Genomic DNA, 16,443 nt, shown 5'->3' on the forward strand with positions numbered 1-16,443 from the left:
GGGCATGGCAAAGATTCCTAACCCTGGATACATCTACAAGGACGACCTGACCGGCGAAGAGGTCAAGGAAGAGGACTTCGAGACCATCGAGTTCACCTACGGGGGAACTAGCTGGACCATCGACCTTTCCAAGGCCAACGTCAAGAAGATGGATGACGCTCTGGCTCCGTTCATCGACGCGGCGACTCTGGTTCGCCGTGGTGGCTCTACCTCTTCCGCGAAGGCGAAGAGCAGCACCAACCGCGCTGGTGCTCGCAAGTGGGCCGAGGAACAGGGTCTGGTGGAGAAGGGTGGCCGTGGCCGACTCTCGAACGACATCCTGAAGAAGTACGACGAAGCACACGCCTGATGTACGACCCGAGCAAGTGCCCTGTGGAGGGGTGCGGTAAGTCCATGGACCTCATCGCAATGGCAGGTAAGTCCGCCTCATCCAAGGGGACTCCGGTCTACTCGTGCCCGAAGCACGGAATCCCCGGCTGACTACTCCCCTACCGACAGAAAGACCCCCAAGGCTTTTGAAGCCAAGGGGGTCTTCCTGTTGAGTGGATGGGGTGCACCGGAAGGCAACTCCCCCATCCACTCTCACATCACGTGAGGCGTACGACCCTGCCGCACTGGCACCGGACAAGACCGGGCCGGTAGGACGGCGAGAACGGGCCGAACGTGCGGCGGCAGTGCGGGCAGGTCAGGGTCAGATAGCGCGTAGCCATGACGCTTCCCCTTACCGCGTGGGCCGGATCAGCCGGTAGGTGGTACCGGCCCGCTGTCCGGGAGGGAAAGGTTCTCCCTGGACACTGGTGACCTCATTGCGGAGGCGTCCACCCTGGAACTGGCCGTAGATGCCGCTCTGGGGGACAGTGTTGCCCGGACGGAGCGGGCTGTTGTTGCTGGTGACCATCTCTGGTCCTTCCTTGTAGACCGAAGCTTGGCCTACGGGGTGAGTCGGTCTTGACCCACCGCTACGCATCCGGTCTAGAATCGAAAGGTCAGCCCCTGAGAAAGTTTGACGCTTGCGACCCCGGACCTTCGGCAGCCCCGACAGGTCGGGGTTGTCTTGCTTCGGTTTGTATTCAGTTGTCGGTACCAGCCTATGGCCCGTTCTGCACGTTAAGCAGGGCCTAGCACGTCCGAGAGTTACACCCGTGTAGTTCTCCACCGACGCCCACAGGTTCTCCACATACGTATCCACCGCTTATCCACAACCGGATGGCGGCGTTTGGCGCGGAATCACGGGGGTCGGGCCTAGTTATCCACAGATAGCCGCTGGAACACGAGATTCCTCAATTTTTTCTGTGGACGGCGCGCCTACCGGCGTGTCGCGAGGCCATCCCCTACTGTCCTGCGCCCCTCCGCGCGGGCGTGGTCAGGCTCTGTCATGTGTGTATTGCATTGCAGACCACCCGGGCACGTCACCGCGCTCGTCGTCGTACAGCGCGCCCCATGCCGAACGCCGCAGCTCACGGCGGGGCGCCATCGCCTCCTTCAATCGTTTCCACATTGCGGTCTCCTTCTCTCTCAGTCGTTCACGAATGGCCCGATTGCGCACGGGATCACAGTCCGAGCCGCAGCATAAAGACGCCCGGGAAGACGGCGATCAGCACGCTGAGCGGCAGGATCAGGAAGACGAGGGGAATGAGCATGTAGATCTCCTTCCGCCCCGCCTTCTCGATCAGCAGTCGCTTCGCGTCCTCGCGCGCATCGGTCGCCTGCGCCTGCAGAACGTGGGCCAACGGCGCTCCACGATCGATCGCGGCCACGATCTGGTCGATGCTGCGGGTCACCGGCGGACTGTCGAGGTGCCGTGACACCTGGGACAGCGAATCGGTGAGCGACGCACCCGTGCCGACCGCGACCACGGCAGCGCGGAACTCCGCGACGATTTCGCCCGACCCGATCGCCGCGACCCGGCGGATCGCGTCGTACGCTCCCTCGCCCGCCGCGAGACACAGCGCGAGGAACTCGAGGATCGTCGGCAACTCCTCGGCGGCCCGCGCCGCGCGCGCTTTCGCCGCGCGACTGAGCCGGAGATCGTATCCCACGACCCCCGCGGCGGCCGCGATCGGTGGGATGAGCGCCACCGCGGGTGTCGCGGTGCGCGTCGCGATCAAGACCACGACGAGCGCCGCCCCGGCGATCAACGCCACCACACCCCACCCGAGTTGGCGCGCGCGGAACATCGCCGCATCCATCGTCCACCCTGCACGGCGAAGTCGCGCGGTCACCGCATCCGCCCCGCCGAACCGTCCCGTCAGACGAGTGAACATCTCGCCGCTCGACGCACGGCCCGGTGCGGCGAGCGGCGTGAGCCCGCGCGGGTCGGCGATATCGCGCAGGTACGGACCGACGCGTCGCGCCAGCGACGGCGCGCTCCACCGAGGCGTCGCCCAGAGGATCAGCGCGATCCCGGCACCGAACGCCCCGCCGAGAACGATCGCCAGAGCGGCCTGCGTGGTCACGAGCGTCATCATCCGAACCACCTCCGCGGCTCCGGCAAGCGGCCCACCCGCAGCATGAGCTGGAACGCGGCCGCCGACACGGCCGCGCCGACGACGATCAGCACCACACCCTCGGGGCTGCTGTACGCGCGGGAACCCTCCGGCCGAAGCGCCAGCAGCACGAGGATCACCCACGGTGCGATGACACCGAGCACCGCGGCACCGCGCACCCACGACTGACGCGCCTCCACCTCGGCGCGCACGGCCGCATCGGCGCGAACGGCGCTGGAGAGCGAGCGCAGCACGGGCACGAGCTCGCTTCCGCCGACCTGGCGCGCCATCCGGAGCGTCTCGAGGATCCGGTCGGCGACCGCATCCGACAGCGTCGCCTTCAGCCGATCGAGACTCGCGTCGAAGTGGCCGGATGCGGCGATGTCTCGCGCGAACGCGGCGAACGCCGGGCGGAGCGCCGCCGGGGCCGAACTCTGCAGCGACGCGACCGCATCCGGCAACGCGAGCCCCGCGCGCACCGATGCGACGAGCAGATCGCACACGTCGGGCCACAGCGCCCGGCGGGCCTTCGTGAGCCTGCGGCTGCGCCCGCGGAGCCAGAGCGACGGAGCGACCGCGCCCAGCAGAGCGGCGAGCGCAGCGAACGCCGGAACCTGCGTCGGCAGCCACGCGATCGCCGCAGCGAAGAGCGCCGCGGCGACGGATGCGGCCGCCAGCGCACCAGAACTCAGGTGCGCGAATCCGGCCTCCGCCAGAAGCCGCGCGGCTCTCCCCTCTCGCGCACCGGGCGCCGGCGCGGTGCGCACCGGCCAGAACCTCGGCGCGAGCATCAGCAGGATGCCGGCGCCGAGGAGCGCTCCGAGCAGAACCGTCATCGATCCCACCGGTACACGAGGCGACTCTCGACGACCCCGTCGATCACCCGCCCGGTCACTTCCGCGACCTCCACGACGCGGCGTCGCCCCGTCGCATCCTGTGCGCAATGCACGACGAGGTGGACGCTCGAGGCGATCGCGGGCACGACGAAACCGCTGTCGATGTTGCGGCCCGCGAGGAGAGGCAGAGCGGCGAGCTTCACCAGCGCGTCACGGGCAGAGTTGGCGTGGATCGTTGCGGCACCCGGCACTCCGGTGTTGAGCGCGAGCACCAGATCCAGCGCTTCCGCGTCGCGCACCTCGCCGATGATGAGGCGGTCGGGCCGCATCCGGAGTGCTTCTTTCACAAGGCGGCGGAGGGTGACCTCACCGGTTCCCTCGAGGCTCGGCTGACGCCCCTGCAACGCGACGATGTCGTGGGCGTCGACGGCGAGCTCGAACGTCTCCTCGACCGTGATGATGCGCTGCTGCGGCGCGCACTCCGCAATGAGTGCGGCCAGCATGGTCGTCTTACCCGCGTGCGTCGCACCGGATACCAGGATGCTGCGTCCCGCCCGCATCGCCTCGCTGAGCCGCTGCGCGATCGCCGGCGGAAGCGTGCCGACCTCGACGAGCTGGCGCAGGCGCCGGTAGGTCGGCAGGAACTTGCGGATGTTCACCGCCCACGAGCGCCTCGTGATCCCGCCGATCACGACGTGCAGACGGCTGCCGTCGGGCAACGACGCGTCCACGAAGGGCTGGCTCAGGTCGACGCGGCGCCCGGTCGCGTGCAGCATCCGCTCGACGAGGTCGTGGACGGCGGACTCGGTCAGCACCAGCGGCACCTGCTCGGAACGCCCTCCCCGCGCGATGAAGATGCGGTCGGGCGCGTTGATCCAGACTTCCTCGACGGTCGGGTCGTCGAGATAGGGCTGCAGCGGACCATAGCCCGCGACCGTCGCGAGCACCTCGCGGACGCACGCGTCCTCGTCGTCGATCGTCTCGACTCCCCGCGCCAGTGCCGCATCGTTGTGTCGACGTACCTCGGCCCGCGCGAATCGCTCTCCCGCCTCACGATCACGGGTGGGATCGATCCCGTCGGCGCGGAGACGCTCCCGCACCCGCTCGGCCACCTGGGCGGGCGGGGCCACGCGAGCGGCGGCGACGGTCGAAGACATGCCCAGAATCCTTGCAAGATCCCCCGATGAGCACCGAAGTTATCCACAGCCCAAGCGTCGAGGGCTCGCGAGTCGTCGGATTCGACGCCCCGGCGCCGCCTCATCAGCCACGTTGGTGTACAACAACCCCACCGGTCCGACGACTGCGGAGCCCATGCGCCTCCACCGGCCCGTCGAGCGCCACCCCCGCTCACCGAACGCCCTGCCGGGTCGACCGCGAGTCGCCTGCCCGATCGACCGCGAGTCGCCTGCCCGATCGGCCGCGAGTCGTCGGATTCGATGCCCCGCCGCCGCCTCATCAGCCACAGTCGTACACAACAGCCCCACCGGTCCGACGACTGCGGAGCCGCCTCGGCTCCACCCGCCACATTTCCGCCTGCCACACCGCCGGCCGCCCCAGCTCCGCCCGCCCCAGCTCCGTCCGCCCGCCGCGGCACCGCTCCCAGGAAACCCCGAGCGACCCGGGCGTCTGCTCAGCGGCAGCGTCACCCGCGCTGGCTAGACTGATCGCACCCGCGGGAGTGGTGAAATTGGCAGACACGCAGGATTTAGGTTCCTGTGCCTTCGGGCGTGTGGGTTCAAGTCCCACCTTCCGCACGGGGGTTTAGCCGCGTAATTACGCGGAGGCAGGGCTTTCAGGTTTGACCAGTGCCCACACTTTGCCCACACCCGCAGCCGACGCAGCCTGATTGAGTGCGATCGAAACGCCATCGAGGTCATCCTCGAAGAGATCCGCGTACACGTCGAGCGTCATCGCCGCAGACGCATGGCCGAGCATCCGTTGGACAGCCTTGACGTTTGCGCCCGACGAAATCGCCAGCGATGCCGCGGTGTGCCGGAGGTCATGAATCACCATGCGCGGCAGCCCCGCCGACGCGAGCGCGCGGGTGAACCACGACGTAGTACCTTCACTGGTATTAGGGCGCGTCATATGCCCGCCGAGCGGCGCCGGGAACAGCAAAGCGTCGGGCAGCTTGTTACGCATGGCCTGGCGAAGGTACGGGTCGAGCAATGCCGGGTAGGACACGTCGCGGCGCTCGTGACTCTTCGGCGAGCCGACCTCGATCGTTCGACCCACCATGACGGCGTTCTCTCGTATTGACAGGCGGCGGCGAACGGTGTTCACGTCACGCACCCGCAGGCCAGCGAGCTCGCCCCATCGAATGCCGCAGTAAGCCAGAGTGAGCACCATGCCCGCCTCATCTCCCGCCGCTGTCGCCAGTGCGGAGACCTGCTCATGAGTCAGGTAGACGTGGGCTTTGCTCGTCTTGCGCGGCAAGTTGTCGACGCCCCGCGCGGCGTTCGCGACTATGCGGCGGTCCTTCACGGCGACATCGAGGATTGAAGCCAGCACCCCGAACGCGCGCTTGACGGTCGACGCGGACTTCGGTTTTGCCTCTGAGGCCGTGACGCGGCGGCGGGGGCTCCGCATATTGACGGCCGTGCCGTTGTGCAGCTCGCTCACCCACACAGCCACGTCAGAGTGCCGCACGTCGGCGACTGCCGTTGCTCCCCAACGTGGCTCTACGTAGACGCGCCACGCGATTTCAAGCGGGCGGTATGCGGACGGCTTGAGCTTGACTTCTTTGACCGCAAGCCATGGGCCCGCCAGTTCCCCGACAGTGATCCGCGCCGCGCTTGCCTCGATGTACTCGCCGCGGGCTTTCGACACCTCCACAGATGCCGCGAACAGGTCGGCCTCTCGCTTCGTGCGAAACCCGCGCTTGTCAGTCTGACGATGGTCGGGCGTCCGATAACGGACTCGGTAGCGTTTTCCCTTCGCGGTTTCGTAGGAGCTAATCGTTGCCATCGTCGCCCCCCTCCATCCAAGCGGCGTGGTCGAGGTGGTTGAGCTTGATGCTCTCCCCCATCACTGACCAGATAGCTCGTCTTACGTCTTGGCCGCCCGCTATGCCCGCGATTCGATCGAGCGCGCGCCCAAGGGTGGCGACCGCTTCGCGCCCCGAGAGGCGCCCGTGCAGTAGGTAATCCACGTCTGTTTCCAGGACTGACGCAATCACTTGCGCCTCTCCTACAGTTACGCGCCGAGATCCTGCCTCCATCAGCGCTACTGCTTGTTGGCTAACCGCTCGTCCAAGCTCCAGAGCGAGCTCGCTGGCTAGCGCAGCCTGAGAAATACCTAGTTCGATCCGGCGTCGCTTCATCGCTTCAGCGAACGCCGCATCCCCATCTGTTAGTTCAGCCATGCTGACCAGAGTCACATGATTTTCATGTTGCGTCAACATGGTCATTCGGTTACTGTGTGATCACAACATGAAAATCATGTCGCCGGATCGAGACAGAAGGAGAATTGAATGACGAACATGATCGGACACCTGCAGCCGCGAGAGGTGCTAACCCTCCTGCGTGGCGCATCGCAGTACGCGCACGCCGCCCTCGAAGCCCGCACTAACGACGACGCTCGCGCGCTGCAGGACGCCGCGAGAGGGTTCGAGGATCTGGTCTGGCAGTTTGCGTCTATTCGAGTGATCGACGGACCTGATCTGGGCGAGCAATTCCGCGTGGGCGAAGTTGCGCACCTCGTGCGATCGGAGCCGCGCGGCGCATGGAGTGTTTACACGCCCGACGGCGAGGTGTACAACCTCGGGGGCGGGTTTGGCCGGGACGGCCGGGGCGGGTTCGGACCAGGTGTCGCGCTGGCGAAGACCCGCGAGCACGTACTCTTGACCGCCGCAGTAAGCGAGGCGGCAGCATGAGCGACTATCTGACCCCTGAGCAGGTCGCGGATATCGCGCCGGGTTTCTCAGTCGGCGCGCTCGCTCAGATGCGATACAAGGGCATCGGGCCGAAGTACCTCAAGCCGAGCGCGAAGAAGGTGCTTTACCGCCGCCAGGACGTTATCGACTGGCTCGAGGCCAGCGAGCGCACGGGGACGGCAGCGGCATGACGCGCCTGGATGACGCGCAGTATGCCGCAGCACTCGGCGAGGCTTTCCGAGCGGCCTCCCATGCACGGTTCGTGGACGGCGTCGAAAACGCGGGCGAGATAGGCGTCATTGCCGGCCGCAATCGCGCCTATCAAGAAGTGCGAGCAGATCAACTCCTCGACCGTCGCGATGCTCTAATCGCCGAAGCCCGCGCCGGCGTCTCGAGCGAGAGAGCCGAGCAAATCTCGAACCAGTACGAAGCAGTAATGGACGCACTCGCTGCTATCAACGACCAGTGGGAAGCAGGAAAATGACGGTGGCCCTCCGCGAACATGACCACAAGATCGCGACGAGCGCCAGGACAGTCGAGATCGACGGCCGATCGCAGGCCTCGCCGGAGCTCGTGTTCATCGACATCGCGGGCGGTTCCGCCGTAGCCTTCGATCGAGCCGAGTTCATCCAGGCGATCAAGGCTGAGTTCGGATTGATCGATCCGCTTGAGGAGCTGTTCAACGAGTAGCACCTACGGCCGTCGCGGCTAGGGATAACGCGACGCCCACCCGCCTCCGTAGCTCAGTGGACAGAGCTGCTGGACTCCTACTCCGCGCGCGCTGGTTCGAATCCAGCCGGGGGCACACTGAGAACCACTCTCAATTGCGAGTTTGGACTACATGCGTTTGGCGGCCCGTTTTGGGCCCCCTTTTCCGTGTCAGCCTGGAAGAACAACAGAACAAACACCCCCGCGCGAAGCCTCTAGGGAGGGCCACGACGCAACGACGAAGAAAGAGAGAAATACTCATGACGATTGTCAACGTCTACCCCCGACCGGGCTCCGGTGTCGCGGTCATGAAGAACGCCGAGATCCTCGAAGAGGACGAAGTCGGCATCACCCTGCATTACTCGCTCGACGGTCGCAACACGGGCCCGATCACGTCAATGATTCCGTGGCACAACATCGGACGGGTCGAATACCCCGAGGGCATCGAGGCCGCAGCATGAGCCGCCGACCGGTCGACCTCGCCAGCGGGGGCTTCACGACAGTGAGCGAGGACGACCGCCGCGCCGTGGTCGAGCTGACCGTTGGCGCCACGGACGCTACTGCCCCGCGAGGCGTGAACCCCGTTGTTCACGTCGAGTTGACGATCGCCGAGGCCGAGCACCTCCGGGACCGCCTCAACTCATCGCTCCGCATCCTGGATCTGACGGCGAAGATCGCCGACCTCGAGGCGGACATCGCGGACCCCAACCGTTGGCTCGCCACGAAGGTGCTGCCTCACGTAGTCGCACTCTTCGACAAGGACAGCGCCGAGTGAGCGTCGCAGCTACGCCCGCCCTGACGGCGGGCGATGAGTCGACCCCTGACCCGCTTACCAAGGCGCTGCAGCTCGCATCCCGCGGGCTCGCCGTGCTCCCGGTCGCCGCCGACAAGCGGCCCGCGCTCCCCCGGTTCGGCGTCATGTCGGCCACGACCGACCCGCAGGTCATCGCGGACGCCTTCATCGAGTCGGCGGCTCCGCTGGTCGGCGTCGCGTGCGGTGCGTCCGGGCTCGTCGTTGTCGACATCGACGTGCACGCGGGCGGCGAGAACGGATTCCGCAGCATCGCCACCGCGGATGTCGACCTGCCTGCGACGTGGTCGCACGCCAGCTTGTCCGGCGAGGGGCGACACATCGTTTACAGCGAGAGCGGCCAACACGCGCCGAGCAAGCCGTTCCCCGGGGTCGATCTGAAGGCCGGCGCGGGTTACATCGTCTGGACGGGGGACGTGCCCGAGTCCCGCGCCGCGTTCGCCCCAGCACCAGCTTGGACACACAGCGCCGCGCGTACCGCGCCCGCCGACGCCGCACCCGATCTCCTCACACGTTGGCTAGCCAACCGCCCGGGGCCGATCTCGGGCAGCCTGTCGAGTGCGGTCGCGGATCTCCCCGCACCCGGCCTCGGCGCGTGGGGTAACGCGGATCTCTCCCGATTCGCCCGCAAGATCGTGATGAGCGCGGAGGACTTCGAAGGCGGCGCCGCCGCGTTCGAGGCATTCGTGGCCGCGTACGCCGCGGGCCCGTGGGCCGATGACGCACACCGCCACGATGCCGCCCGAGCGTTCACGAGCGCGATCCAGTACGCCACCGAGCTCGATGGCATCGACCCGGATAGTCGGCCGTGGCTCACTGCCGACATGCTGGCCGAGATGACGGCCGCTACGCCGGTCACGGTGGCGCCGGTCGCAAAGCCGTTCCGCATCTTGACCCGCGCTGACCTCAAGGCGCTCCCCCGTCCTGAATGGATCATCGGCGGACTGCTGCAGGAGTCGGGCATCATCGTGCTCGCCGGCGAGGGCGGGCTAGGTAAGTCGTTCCTCGCGATCGATTGGGCCGCGCACATCGCCACCGGGCAGTTGTGGCACGGTCGGCCCGTTCAGCGGGGGCGGGTGCTCTACGTGGCCGGCGAAGGCGTCGAGTTCTACGATCAGCGCGTCACGGCCTGGGAGGAGCACTACCGGGCGTCCGTGCCCGACGAGCGACTGCAGTACGTCACCGAGGGCTTCAACCTGTCCGACGCGGCGGCGGTCGATTACATGCGCGAAGCGGTCGCGGAGGGCGGATACAGTCTCGTCATCCTGGACACCCTCTCGCAGCTCTCGCGCGTCGAGTCCGAGAACGACAACGCCGAGCTCGCGGCCGTGCTTCAGCAGGCGAAGAGCATTCGGCAGGCGCACCCTGGCACGAGCGTCTTGATCGTGCACCACACCTCGAAGGGTGAGCGGGGGAAGGTCCGCGGCGCGTCCGCGATCCGCAACAACGCCGATGCCGTGATCGTCGCTCGAGCGCGCAGCGGGTCGGACACCTTCACACTCTCAACGCGCGTGGAGCACGACGGCAAGCAGAAGAACGGAGCCGCCGACGTGCTCGACGGCTTCTACCTCCATCAGGTGGGACAGGCGGCAGTCATCGCCCGGGAGGGCATCGCGGACCCGGACGAAGAGGCAGTGCGCCAGGTGCTCAGCGGTCCGGGTGCCCACGGCATCCAAGAGTTCTTACTAGCCCGCGGCGACAGTACCGAGGCCGCGAGCAAGCGCATCCGTCGCAAGCTAGATGCGCTCGTGCTGGCGGGTCGGATAACCGCTGAGGGCCAGAGCCGGGACAAACGCTGGACGGCCCTTCTGGACACGTAAAACCGGCCCTTGTCCAGATGAGATACCCGCGGAACCGCGTAATTCCGCGGGTATCTCTATGTCCAGATCCGACCTGGACAGCCGCTGCACACCTTTAGGGGTGCAGAGGCGTCCAGAAGTCGTGGCGTCCAGGTTGCTTAAGCGGCCCGACGGGACGGCCCCCTCGGTGGCAGACCGAGAAGCTTGCCGACCTGGCTCACACGCCCCTGGCTCACGCCCAGGCGATCCCCGATGTAGGCGAGATCGACGGAGCGGTCTGCCCATAGCGGAGGAAGGACCCCCCGCCAGTAGTCGAGCGAATGACCCGCGCTCCGTGGATTTTCCTTTCGCTCACTGCCGCTATCCGCTGCATGCTCCCGCCACAGGCCCGATGCCATCCCGCGTCGCCCATCCCCCACGCCAAGGAATGTCTGGCCGCACTCGCATACCGCCACTGTCGATACTCCGGAGTCATCTAGCTCCGCCATGTCATGCGCCATACCTCTAGCTTAGGCCGGGAGAAAGCCCAGTTCAGCGGGTAAAATAGGGAGCATGAGCAATCAGTCAAGCAGGGGTGCGAAGTGGCAGGCGTTGCGCCGCTCCGTGCTCGAGCGTGATGGCTGGATCTGTAGCGCGTGCGGCAACCACCTCGAGGACAACCACCCGAACCCCGCTCACGATGCGACCGCCGATCACATCGTGAGCAAGGACGATGCACGCCGCCGCGGATGGACAGAGGCGGAGACAGACACGCCATCGAACCTCACGGCGATGTGCCGGAAGTGCAACGGCACGAAGCAGGACGCGCCGCTACTGCGCGTGGATTGGTTCAATCCACGTTGGTTCGCCGAGGGATTCGCAGCATGACCTGCTGTTTTTCTGAGACGCATCCCAGTTCACCCCGCCCCCACCTCTACTTTTCACGGATGGGGCGCGAAATATCCCAGACGAGGGGCACATTATGACCGGAACTGACCTGAGGGCATTCGGAACGAGCGTCGATGAGTTCGTTGGCGCCGCGCCCTGGTTGGGAGCCCCCCACGCGCCGGCCCTCGCAACGCTCCGCGCTCTCGCCGCCGAACTGGACACCGGCGATCTCTCCCCCGCGCTCGTTGCGCAGTTCGGGCTGACCTATCGCAACCTCGCGAAGCTCGCGCCCATGACCCCCGCGACTGTTGATCCGCTCGAGGCCGCACTAGCAAAAGCTGCGGCCGCATGAACCGCGTAGAGACGCCCGAACGGGATGCACTTATCCGTCAGCTCGCCGCCGAGGGACTCCGTTGGGCTGACATCGCTCGGCGCGTGGGTGTAAGCGAGCGCCACATCTACGTCCTCCGGCGACGATTGGGTATCGGCTACCGGCCAATCACACCGGCGAACAAGCTGGCCCCCGCGGTTGAGCTTCGCATCGCGGAACTGTGGGCCGACCCGGCGACGACTCAACTCGGAATCGCAACCGAGGTAGGTGTTGGCGTTGCGACGATCCAGAACGTCATTGAACGACTCGATCTCCCCTACCGCCGACAGCCACGCGACGCCGCGAGCCAGGCAGAACGAGATGCGATCGCAACTGCTGCTGTCGAGGCCGGACGCACCTACGCCGAGGCTGCCAGAGCGGCGGGCCTTCGACGCATCGACGCTCGGCGACTGGGGCTCCCGCCCAGCAAGCGCGGCCGCCCGCGTCGCGCCGCATGAGCGCGCCGCCGTTCGCGGACATCAAGCCGTGGCCGCCAACCAGGTACACGGCGCCCCTGTCGCCTGACTTCCCGAGCGCGCTCGATCCGTGGCTCCCGGTGCTCCGCATCGTCTGGGCGGTCGCGTTCGGCTACTGGTTCGAAAACTGGCAGGTCGCACTTCTCCGAGCCGTGCTAGAGGTGTACCCCGAAGGCCACCCCCGCGCCGGCCAACTCCGCTACCGGCAGGTTGTGATCAGCGTTGCCCGTCAGAACGGCAAGAGCGAGATCGCCGCCGCGCTTGGACTCTGGCGCTTGCTTAGTAAGGCTGGTGCGCTCGTCATCGGCATTGCATCGAGCGCCGAACAGGCCCGCATCATTTACGACCGAGCCATGCTCGCCATCAATGCGAACCCATCGCTTAGCAAGATGTTCGACCGGCTTACAGATACTCGCGGCATTCGCAAGCGGGACGGCGGACGATGGGAGCTCAAAGCGTCGAAGAGCGCGGCGCTCCAAGGCCTGCCGATCGACCTCGGGCTCGTGGATGAGTTGCACGTCATCAGGCGCGCGCTCTGGTTTGACCTCGTGAACGGAACTGGCGGCCGGCCCAACTGTCTCGTTGCCGGAATTACTACGGCCGGGGATGCCGAGAGCGACCTACTCATCGACCTGTACAAACTCGCCGATCACGCCACCGCCGACGCCGATACCCGCTTCGGCGTGTTCATCTGGGAAGCTCCCGAAGACCGCGTACCCGACGATGACGAAACCCTCGGACGCTGGCTCGCGATGGCGAATCCCGTGGTCGCCTCTGGCCTCAGTGATCTTGAGACGGTCATCTCGGATGCTCGCACAAACCCTGACCCCGAGCTCATCCGCTACCGGCTCAATCGGTTCCTGCAGAGCGTGCGGGCCCCGTTCATCCCGCCCGATAAGTGGCACGCGGTGACCCGGCGCGAGAGCGAGGCATTCCCGGCGACTCGCGCCGTCTTCACCTTTGACGCCACGCCCGGACTCTCCTTCGCCACGATCACCGCCACAGCGCGCGGCGAGGATGGCACTGTGCATTCCGAGATCGTCGGTTCGGTACGCAACCCGACTATCGAACGCCTGGCATCCATCGCGAGCCACCTCATGCGGCACAACCCGATCACGTTCGCCGTCGACGGGTACTTGCTCCGCCGCCTCGGTATCGAGCTACAACGCCGCGGATACCCCGTGATGATCGGCAGTCAGTCCGACGCGATCTCTTCCGCCGCTCTGCTGTACCGGCTCGTCGCCGCGGGCACGTTCAGGCATGCAGGCGATCCCCTCTTGAGCCGCCAGATCCCGTTGGCGATTCGGCGCAACGTCGGCGACTCGTTCACGATCTCGCGCACTGACTCTTCGATCGAGATCGACGCAGTAAAGGCAACCGCGCTCGGTGCACTCGCGCTCGAAGTCACCCCGAACAGGCCACGCACGCTTATGCACTGAGGTGGGCAATCGCCCACGTTTTTAACCTCTGATCAGGCCTTAAACTGGGCTCATGGGGTTTCTTGACTGGCTGTGGTCGCCGACCGAAACCCCTTCGCAGCGCAGCGAGGATGCCCCCACGACGCCCGCCGGTCCCGTCATCCCCTCGCGGGATCGAGGCCTCGTGGGGGCATCCGAAGCGCTCGGCCTCGGCGCGGTCTACCGTGCCGTCAGCATCCGCGCCACCGCCCTCCGACAACTATCGCTGGACGTAGAACGCGGCGGACAGACCATCGACAGGCCGCTCGTCATCCGCCGCCCAAACGATGACATGACTCTCGGCGCGTTCCTCGAAGCGACCGTCAACTCGCGCAGCCTTGCCGGCAACGCGTATTGGCGGATCTACCGCGACGCAGCAGGCGCCGTGAACTCGCTTGACGTTCTCAACCCTCGCGAAGTGACGATCGAGACCTCCGCGAGCGGGCGCGTCACCGGCTACCGCTATCGCGGCGATGAGCTCAAGCCCACCGACGTGGCCCACCTCCCGAAGATGCGCGTGCCGGGCACCCCCTACGGGTTGGGCCCCATCGAAGCGGCTCGAAACGAACTCCGCGGCGCGATCGACCTGAGCACCTACGCATCCGAGTGGATCAACTCGGGCGAGATGCCCAGCGGCATCCTCTCCTTCTCTGGCTACCTCGGCGACGAAGAGGCCGCCGTCGCGAAACAGCGCTTCAAGGACGCGCAGGGCGGTCGCCGTGACGTGGTGGCGCTGCCGGCCGATGCGAGGTTCGATCCGATTCTCGTCAAGCCTGCGGATGCGCAGTTCATCGAAAGCCAGAACTGGAACACAACGGCAATCGCCCGACTCTTCGGCGTCCCGTCGTCCCTGATGCTCGTCTCGCTCGACGGCAACTCCCAGACCTACGCGAACGTCGGCCAAGAGTGGCTGGCTTTCATTCGGTTCGGGCTCGCTGACGACATCCGCGAAATCGAGGACGCCTTTACGTCGATCCTCCCCCGCGGGCAGCGCGCCCGATTCAACACCGAGGCGTTCCTACGCCTGGACACCACGACTCGTTACGCCGCCCATGAGGCCGGCATCCGCGCCGGCTGGCTCCTGCCATCCGAGGTGCGCCAGATCGAAGGCCTCGATGCCATCGATGGCATCGACGACCGCGCTCCCAAGATCAGCGCACCCGCGACCAAGGAGGCCGCCGCTTGACCCTCGAAACCCGTTCCTTTGAGATCCGCGCAGACGAGACCGAGCCGCGAACCGTGGCCGGCATCGCCGTCCCCTGGGATGTCGCTATCTCGGTTGGCGGTATCCGCGAACGGTTCGAACGAGGCGCCGCCCAGGCGCCCGTCGATGGCCGCGTGCTGCTGTATGACCGTCACGCCGAACCGATCGGCAAGCTCACCGCCTTCGAGGACACCGACGACGGTTGGTCGATCCGCGCACAGTTCTCGGACACCGTCCGCGGCCGCGACGCCTGGACTCTCGCCCGCGATGGCGTCATGACGCAGATGAGCGTCGGATTCATCCCTCGCGAGGACGACGAGGACGCAGACGGCACGATCGTCCGCCGCCGCGTCGAGGTTCGTGAAGTCTCCCTAGTCCCGTTCGGCGCCTATGGCGCTGACGCACCTGTTACCGACGTTCGCGCCCAGGCGGCGAGCGACCCCAACGCGGCCCAGCCCGCAGAAAGGCAGTCACCCATGACTGACACCATCACCGCCGCCGAGGCAACCGAACTCCGCGGCTCCATCGAAGAGCTCTCCCGATCGGTTGCGCAGCTCGCTACCCGCGAGGACGACTCCCCCACCCTCGACACACGCACCGCGGGTGAGGTGCTCAAGGCGATCGTTGCCGGCGACGAGACGAGCATCCGCGGTTACGAGGACACTCTCAAGCGCGCGTACACGGGCGGCACGACCGCCGACACTGTCGCCAAGGCCGGTTGGGTCGGCGACCTGACTCGCCTGTTCGACTCGTCGTCCGGCGCGCTCGCGAACATCTTCGGACAGGGCACGCTGCCCGAGTCCGGCATGTCGATCGAGTATGCGCAGCTCAAGAGCAACACGATCACCGTCGCCGAGCAGGCGAACGAGGGCGACGACATCGCCTTCGGTAAGGTGCAGATCGAGACGAAGACCGCGCCCGTCAAGACCTACGCGGGTGGCACGCAGCTCACCCGCCAGGAAGTCGAGCGCTCGTCGGTCAACGTCGTGAACACCTCGCTCGAGGCTCTCGCCGTCGCGGCCGCCGCTCGCAAGAAGGCCGTCCTTCGCGCAGCTTTCAACGCAGCGGTTGCGGCCCGCGAGGCCATCGCCACGAATGGCGGCGTTGTCCTGCTGGGCGCCGCGCTGGGCGCCTCGACGGCTCTGCAGTGGACGAACGTGGTTGTCGACGCGGCCGTGAAGCTCGAGCCGGAGAACCTCGGCATCGACGCACTGATCGTCTCGGCGAGCGTCTTCAAGCGCCTCAACGCGCTCGAGACGACCGGGCACCGGGTCTTCAAGGTGTCCGATACCGAGCGCGGCATCGGCGAGCTCAACCTCCCGGGTCTCGAGGGCAACCTCGCCGGCATCCGCGTCGTGGCTGACACCGGGCTGTCGTCCGATGCTGCTGCTTTCGTCAACGGCCGCGCCATCAAGCAGTACGACAGCCCGCTCGTGTCTCTGCAGGATGACAACCTCGTCAACCTGTCGAAGACGTTCGCCGTCTATCGCTACGGCGCTGTAGCGACCGAGATCCCGGCCGGCATCGTCCCGATCAAGCTCGCCGCGTCCTGACC

The 16,443-nt window shown here is 66.5% G+C and carries 19 protein-coding genes and 2 tRNA genes; 16 read left to right on the forward strand and 5 right to left on the reverse strand.

Features of this window, described 5'->3' with window-relative positions:
• Positions 1-4: 4 nt before the first annotated feature.
• Positions 5-349: an Lsr2 dimerization domain-containing protein gene (locus tag LQ938_RS09590; protein WP_223720812.1), complete on the forward strand. Its 345-nt coding sequence runs from the start codon at positions 5-7 to the stop codon at positions 347-349.
• A 1,201-nt stretch (positions 350-1,550) separates the two neighbouring features.
• Here LQ938_RS09590 and LQ938_RS09595 read toward each other — a convergent pair.
• The 3 genes from LQ938_RS09595 to LQ938_RS09605 are packed head-to-tail and all read right to left on the reverse strand — an operon-like array spanning position 1,551 to position 4,479.
• Positions 1,551-2,468, reverse strand: coding sequence for a type II secretion system F family protein (locus tag LQ938_RS09595; RefSeq protein WP_223720811.1), 918 nt, complete (start codon positions 2,466-2,468; stop codon positions 1,551-1,553).
• Positions 2,465-3,322: a type II secretion system F family protein gene (locus LQ938_RS09600; RefSeq protein ID WP_223720810.1), complete on the reverse strand. Its 858-nt coding sequence runs from the start codon at positions 3,320-3,322 to the stop codon at positions 2,465-2,467. Before LQ938_RS09600 ends, LQ938_RS09595 begins: the two co-directional genes overlap by 4 nt.
• Positions 3,319-4,479: a CpaF family protein gene (locus tag LQ938_RS09605; RefSeq protein ID WP_223720809.1), complete on the reverse strand. Its 1,161-nt coding sequence runs from the start codon at positions 4,477-4,479 to the stop codon at positions 3,319-3,321. The genes LQ938_RS09600 and LQ938_RS09605 overlap by 4 nt, the downstream gene beginning before the upstream one ends.
• Positions 4,480-4,994: 515 nt before the next feature.
• Between LQ938_RS09605 and LQ938_RS09610 the strand changes: the two genes are divergently transcribed.
• A tRNA-Leu gene (locus LQ938_RS09610) sits at positions 4,995-5,076 on the forward strand.
• Positions 5,077-5,095: 19 nt separating this feature from the next.
• Here the strand turns inward: LQ938_RS09610 and LQ938_RS09615 are convergent.
• Positions 5,096-6,289 (reverse strand): site-specific integrase, encoded by a 1,194-nt coding sequence (locus LQ938_RS09615; RefSeq protein WP_223720808.1) that lies wholly within the window; start codon positions 6,287-6,289, stop codon positions 5,096-5,098.
• Complete coding sequence (locus tag LQ938_RS09620; protein ID WP_223720807.1) at positions 6,276-6,731, reverse strand: helix-turn-helix transcriptional regulator; 456 nt, start codon at positions 6,729-6,731, stop codon at positions 6,276-6,278. The genes LQ938_RS09615 and LQ938_RS09620 overlap by 14 nt, the downstream gene beginning before the upstream one ends.
• 63 nt (positions 6,732-6,794) lie before the next feature.
• Here LQ938_RS09620 and LQ938_RS09625 point away from each other — a divergent pair, with 63 nt between their 5' ends.
• The 14 genes from LQ938_RS09625 (at position 6,795) to LQ938_RS09690 (ending at position 16,441) form a co-directional block, all read left to right on the forward strand.
• The gene (locus tag LQ938_RS09625; protein WP_223720806.1) at positions 6,795-7,196 is read left to right on the forward strand and encodes a hypothetical protein; all 402 of its coding nucleotides are present in this window, start codon (positions 6,795-6,797) and stop codon (positions 7,194-7,196) included.
• Positions 7,193-7,387, forward strand: coding sequence for a helix-turn-helix transcriptional regulator (locus tag LQ938_RS09630; RefSeq protein ID WP_223720805.1), 195 nt, complete (start codon positions 7,193-7,195; stop codon positions 7,385-7,387). The genes LQ938_RS09625 and LQ938_RS09630 overlap by 4 nt, the downstream gene beginning before the upstream one ends.
• Complete coding sequence (locus LQ938_RS09635; protein ID WP_223720804.1) at positions 7,384-7,680, forward strand: hypothetical protein; 297 nt, start codon at positions 7,384-7,386, stop codon at positions 7,678-7,680. Before LQ938_RS09630 ends, LQ938_RS09635 begins: the two co-directional genes overlap by 4 nt.
• Positions 7,677-7,886 carry a hypothetical protein gene (locus tag LQ938_RS09640; protein ID WP_223720803.1) on the forward strand — a complete coding sequence of 70 codons (210 nt, stop codon included), beginning with the start codon at positions 7,677-7,679 and terminating at the stop codon, positions 7,884-7,886. Before LQ938_RS09635 ends, LQ938_RS09640 begins: the two co-directional genes overlap by 4 nt.
• Before the next feature lie 42 nt (positions 7,887-7,928).
• Positions 7,929-8,001, forward strand: a tRNA-Arg gene (locus LQ938_RS09645).
• A 163-nt stretch (positions 8,002-8,164) separates the two neighbouring features.
• Positions 8,165-8,365, forward strand: coding sequence for a hypothetical protein (locus LQ938_RS09650; RefSeq protein ID WP_223720802.1), 201 nt, complete (start codon positions 8,165-8,167; stop codon positions 8,363-8,365).
• A complete protein-coding gene (locus LQ938_RS09655) occupies positions 8,362-8,679 on the forward strand; it encodes a hypothetical protein (protein WP_223720801.1) in 318 nt (105 codons plus the stop codon). The genes LQ938_RS09650 and LQ938_RS09655 overlap by 4 nt, the downstream gene beginning before the upstream one ends.
• On the forward strand, positions 8,676-10,535 hold the full coding sequence (locus LQ938_RS09660; RefSeq protein ID WP_223720800.1) for an AAA family ATPase: 1,860 nt from the start codon (positions 8,676-8,678) through the stop codon (positions 10,533-10,535). Before LQ938_RS09655 ends, LQ938_RS09660 begins: the two co-directional genes overlap by 4 nt.
• A gap of 531 nt (positions 10,536-11,066) precedes the next feature.
• Entirely contained in the window at positions 11,067-11,381 is a 315-nt protein-coding gene (locus tag LQ938_RS09665) for an HNH endonuclease (RefSeq protein WP_223720799.1), read from the forward strand.
• Between the two features lie 94 nt (positions 11,382-11,475).
• Complete coding sequence (locus LQ938_RS09670) at positions 11,476-11,733, forward strand: hypothetical protein (protein WP_223720798.1); 258 nt, start codon at positions 11,476-11,478, stop codon at positions 11,731-11,733.
• The gene (locus LQ938_RS09675; RefSeq protein ID WP_223720797.1) at positions 11,730-12,209 is read left to right on the forward strand and encodes a helix-turn-helix transcriptional regulator; all 480 of its coding nucleotides are present in this window, start codon (positions 11,730-11,732) and stop codon (positions 12,207-12,209) included. The genes LQ938_RS09670 and LQ938_RS09675 overlap by 4 nt, the downstream gene beginning before the upstream one ends.
• Entirely contained in the window at positions 12,206-13,666 is a 1,461-nt protein-coding gene (locus tag LQ938_RS09680; protein ID WP_223720796.1) for a terminase large subunit domain-containing protein, read from the forward strand. The genes LQ938_RS09675 and LQ938_RS09680 overlap by 4 nt, the downstream gene beginning before the upstream one ends.
• 52 nt (positions 13,667-13,718) lie before the next feature.
• The gene (locus LQ938_RS09685; RefSeq protein WP_223720795.1) at positions 13,719-14,870 is read left to right on the forward strand and encodes a phage portal protein; all 1,152 of its coding nucleotides are present in this window, start codon (positions 13,719-13,721) and stop codon (positions 14,868-14,870) included.
• Positions 14,867-16,441 (forward strand): HK97 family phage prohead protease, encoded by a 1,575-nt coding sequence (locus LQ938_RS09690; protein WP_223720794.1) that lies wholly within the window; start codon positions 14,867-14,869, stop codon positions 16,439-16,441. The genes LQ938_RS09685 and LQ938_RS09690 overlap by 4 nt, the downstream gene beginning before the upstream one ends.
• Positions 16,442-16,443 lie beyond the last annotated feature (2 nt).

The organism is Microbacterium sp. cx-55 (assembly GCF_021117345.1).
Taxonomy (GTDB): Bacteria; Actinomycetota; Actinomycetes; order Actinomycetales; family Microbacteriaceae; genus Microbacterium.

What these genes read in the sequence shown, in the direction of transcription:
- LQ938_RS09590 (WP_223720812.1), top strand. Translation starts at nt 5, where the DNA reads ATGGCAAAGATTCCTAACCCTGGATACATCTACAAGGACGACCTGACC.
- LQ938_RS09595 (WP_223720811.1), bottom strand. Translation starts at nt 2,468, where the DNA reads ATGATGACGCTCGTGACCACGCAGGCCGCTCTGGCGATCGTTCTCGGC.
- LQ938_RS09600 (WP_223720810.1), bottom strand. Translation starts at nt 3,322, where the DNA reads ATGACGGTTCTGCTCGGAGCGCTCCTCGGCGCCGGCATCCTGCTGATG.
- LQ938_RS09605 (WP_223720809.1), bottom strand. Translation starts at nt 4,479, where the DNA reads ATGTCTTCGACCGTCGCCGCCGCTCGCGTGGCCCCGCCCGCCCAGGTG.
- LQ938_RS09615 (WP_223720808.1), bottom strand. Translation starts at nt 6,289, where the DNA reads ATGGCAACGATTAGCTCCTACGAAACCGCGAAGGGAAAACGCTACCGA.
- LQ938_RS09620 (WP_223720807.1), bottom strand. Translation starts at nt 6,731, where the DNA reads ATGACCATGTTGACGCAACATGAAAATCATGTGACTCTGGTCAGCATG.
- LQ938_RS09625 (WP_223720806.1), top strand. Translation starts at nt 6,795, where the DNA reads ATGACGAACATGATCGGACACCTGCAGCCGCGAGAGGTGCTAACCCTC.
- LQ938_RS09630 (WP_223720805.1), top strand. Translation starts at nt 7,193, where the DNA reads ATGAGCGACTATCTGACCCCTGAGCAGGTCGCGGATATCGCGCCGGGT.
- LQ938_RS09635 (WP_223720804.1), top strand. Translation starts at nt 7,384, where the DNA reads ATGACGCGCCTGGATGACGCGCAGTATGCCGCAGCACTCGGCGAGGCT.
- LQ938_RS09640 (WP_223720803.1), top strand. Translation starts at nt 7,677, where the DNA reads ATGACGGTGGCCCTCCGCGAACATGACCACAAGATCGCGACGAGCGCC.
- LQ938_RS09650 (WP_223720802.1), top strand. Translation starts at nt 8,165, where the DNA reads ATGACGATTGTCAACGTCTACCCCCGACCGGGCTCCGGTGTCGCGGTC.
- LQ938_RS09655 (WP_223720801.1), top strand. Translation starts at nt 8,362, where the DNA reads ATGAGCCGCCGACCGGTCGACCTCGCCAGCGGGGGCTTCACGACAGTG.
- LQ938_RS09665 (WP_223720799.1), top strand. Translation starts at nt 11,067, where the DNA reads ATGAGCAATCAGTCAAGCAGGGGTGCGAAGTGGCAGGCGTTGCGCCGC.
- LQ938_RS09670 (WP_223720798.1), top strand. Translation starts at nt 11,476, where the DNA reads ATGACCGGAACTGACCTGAGGGCATTCGGAACGAGCGTCGATGAGTTC.
- LQ938_RS09675 (WP_223720797.1), top strand. Translation starts at nt 11,730, where the DNA reads ATGAACCGCGTAGAGACGCCCGAACGGGATGCACTTATCCGTCAGCTC.
- LQ938_RS09680 (WP_223720796.1), top strand. Translation starts at nt 12,206, where the DNA reads ATGAGCGCGCCGCCGTTCGCGGACATCAAGCCGTGGCCGCCAACCAGG.
- LQ938_RS09685 (WP_223720795.1), top strand. Translation starts at nt 13,719, where the DNA reads ATGGGGTTTCTTGACTGGCTGTGGTCGCCGACCGAAACCCCTTCGCAG.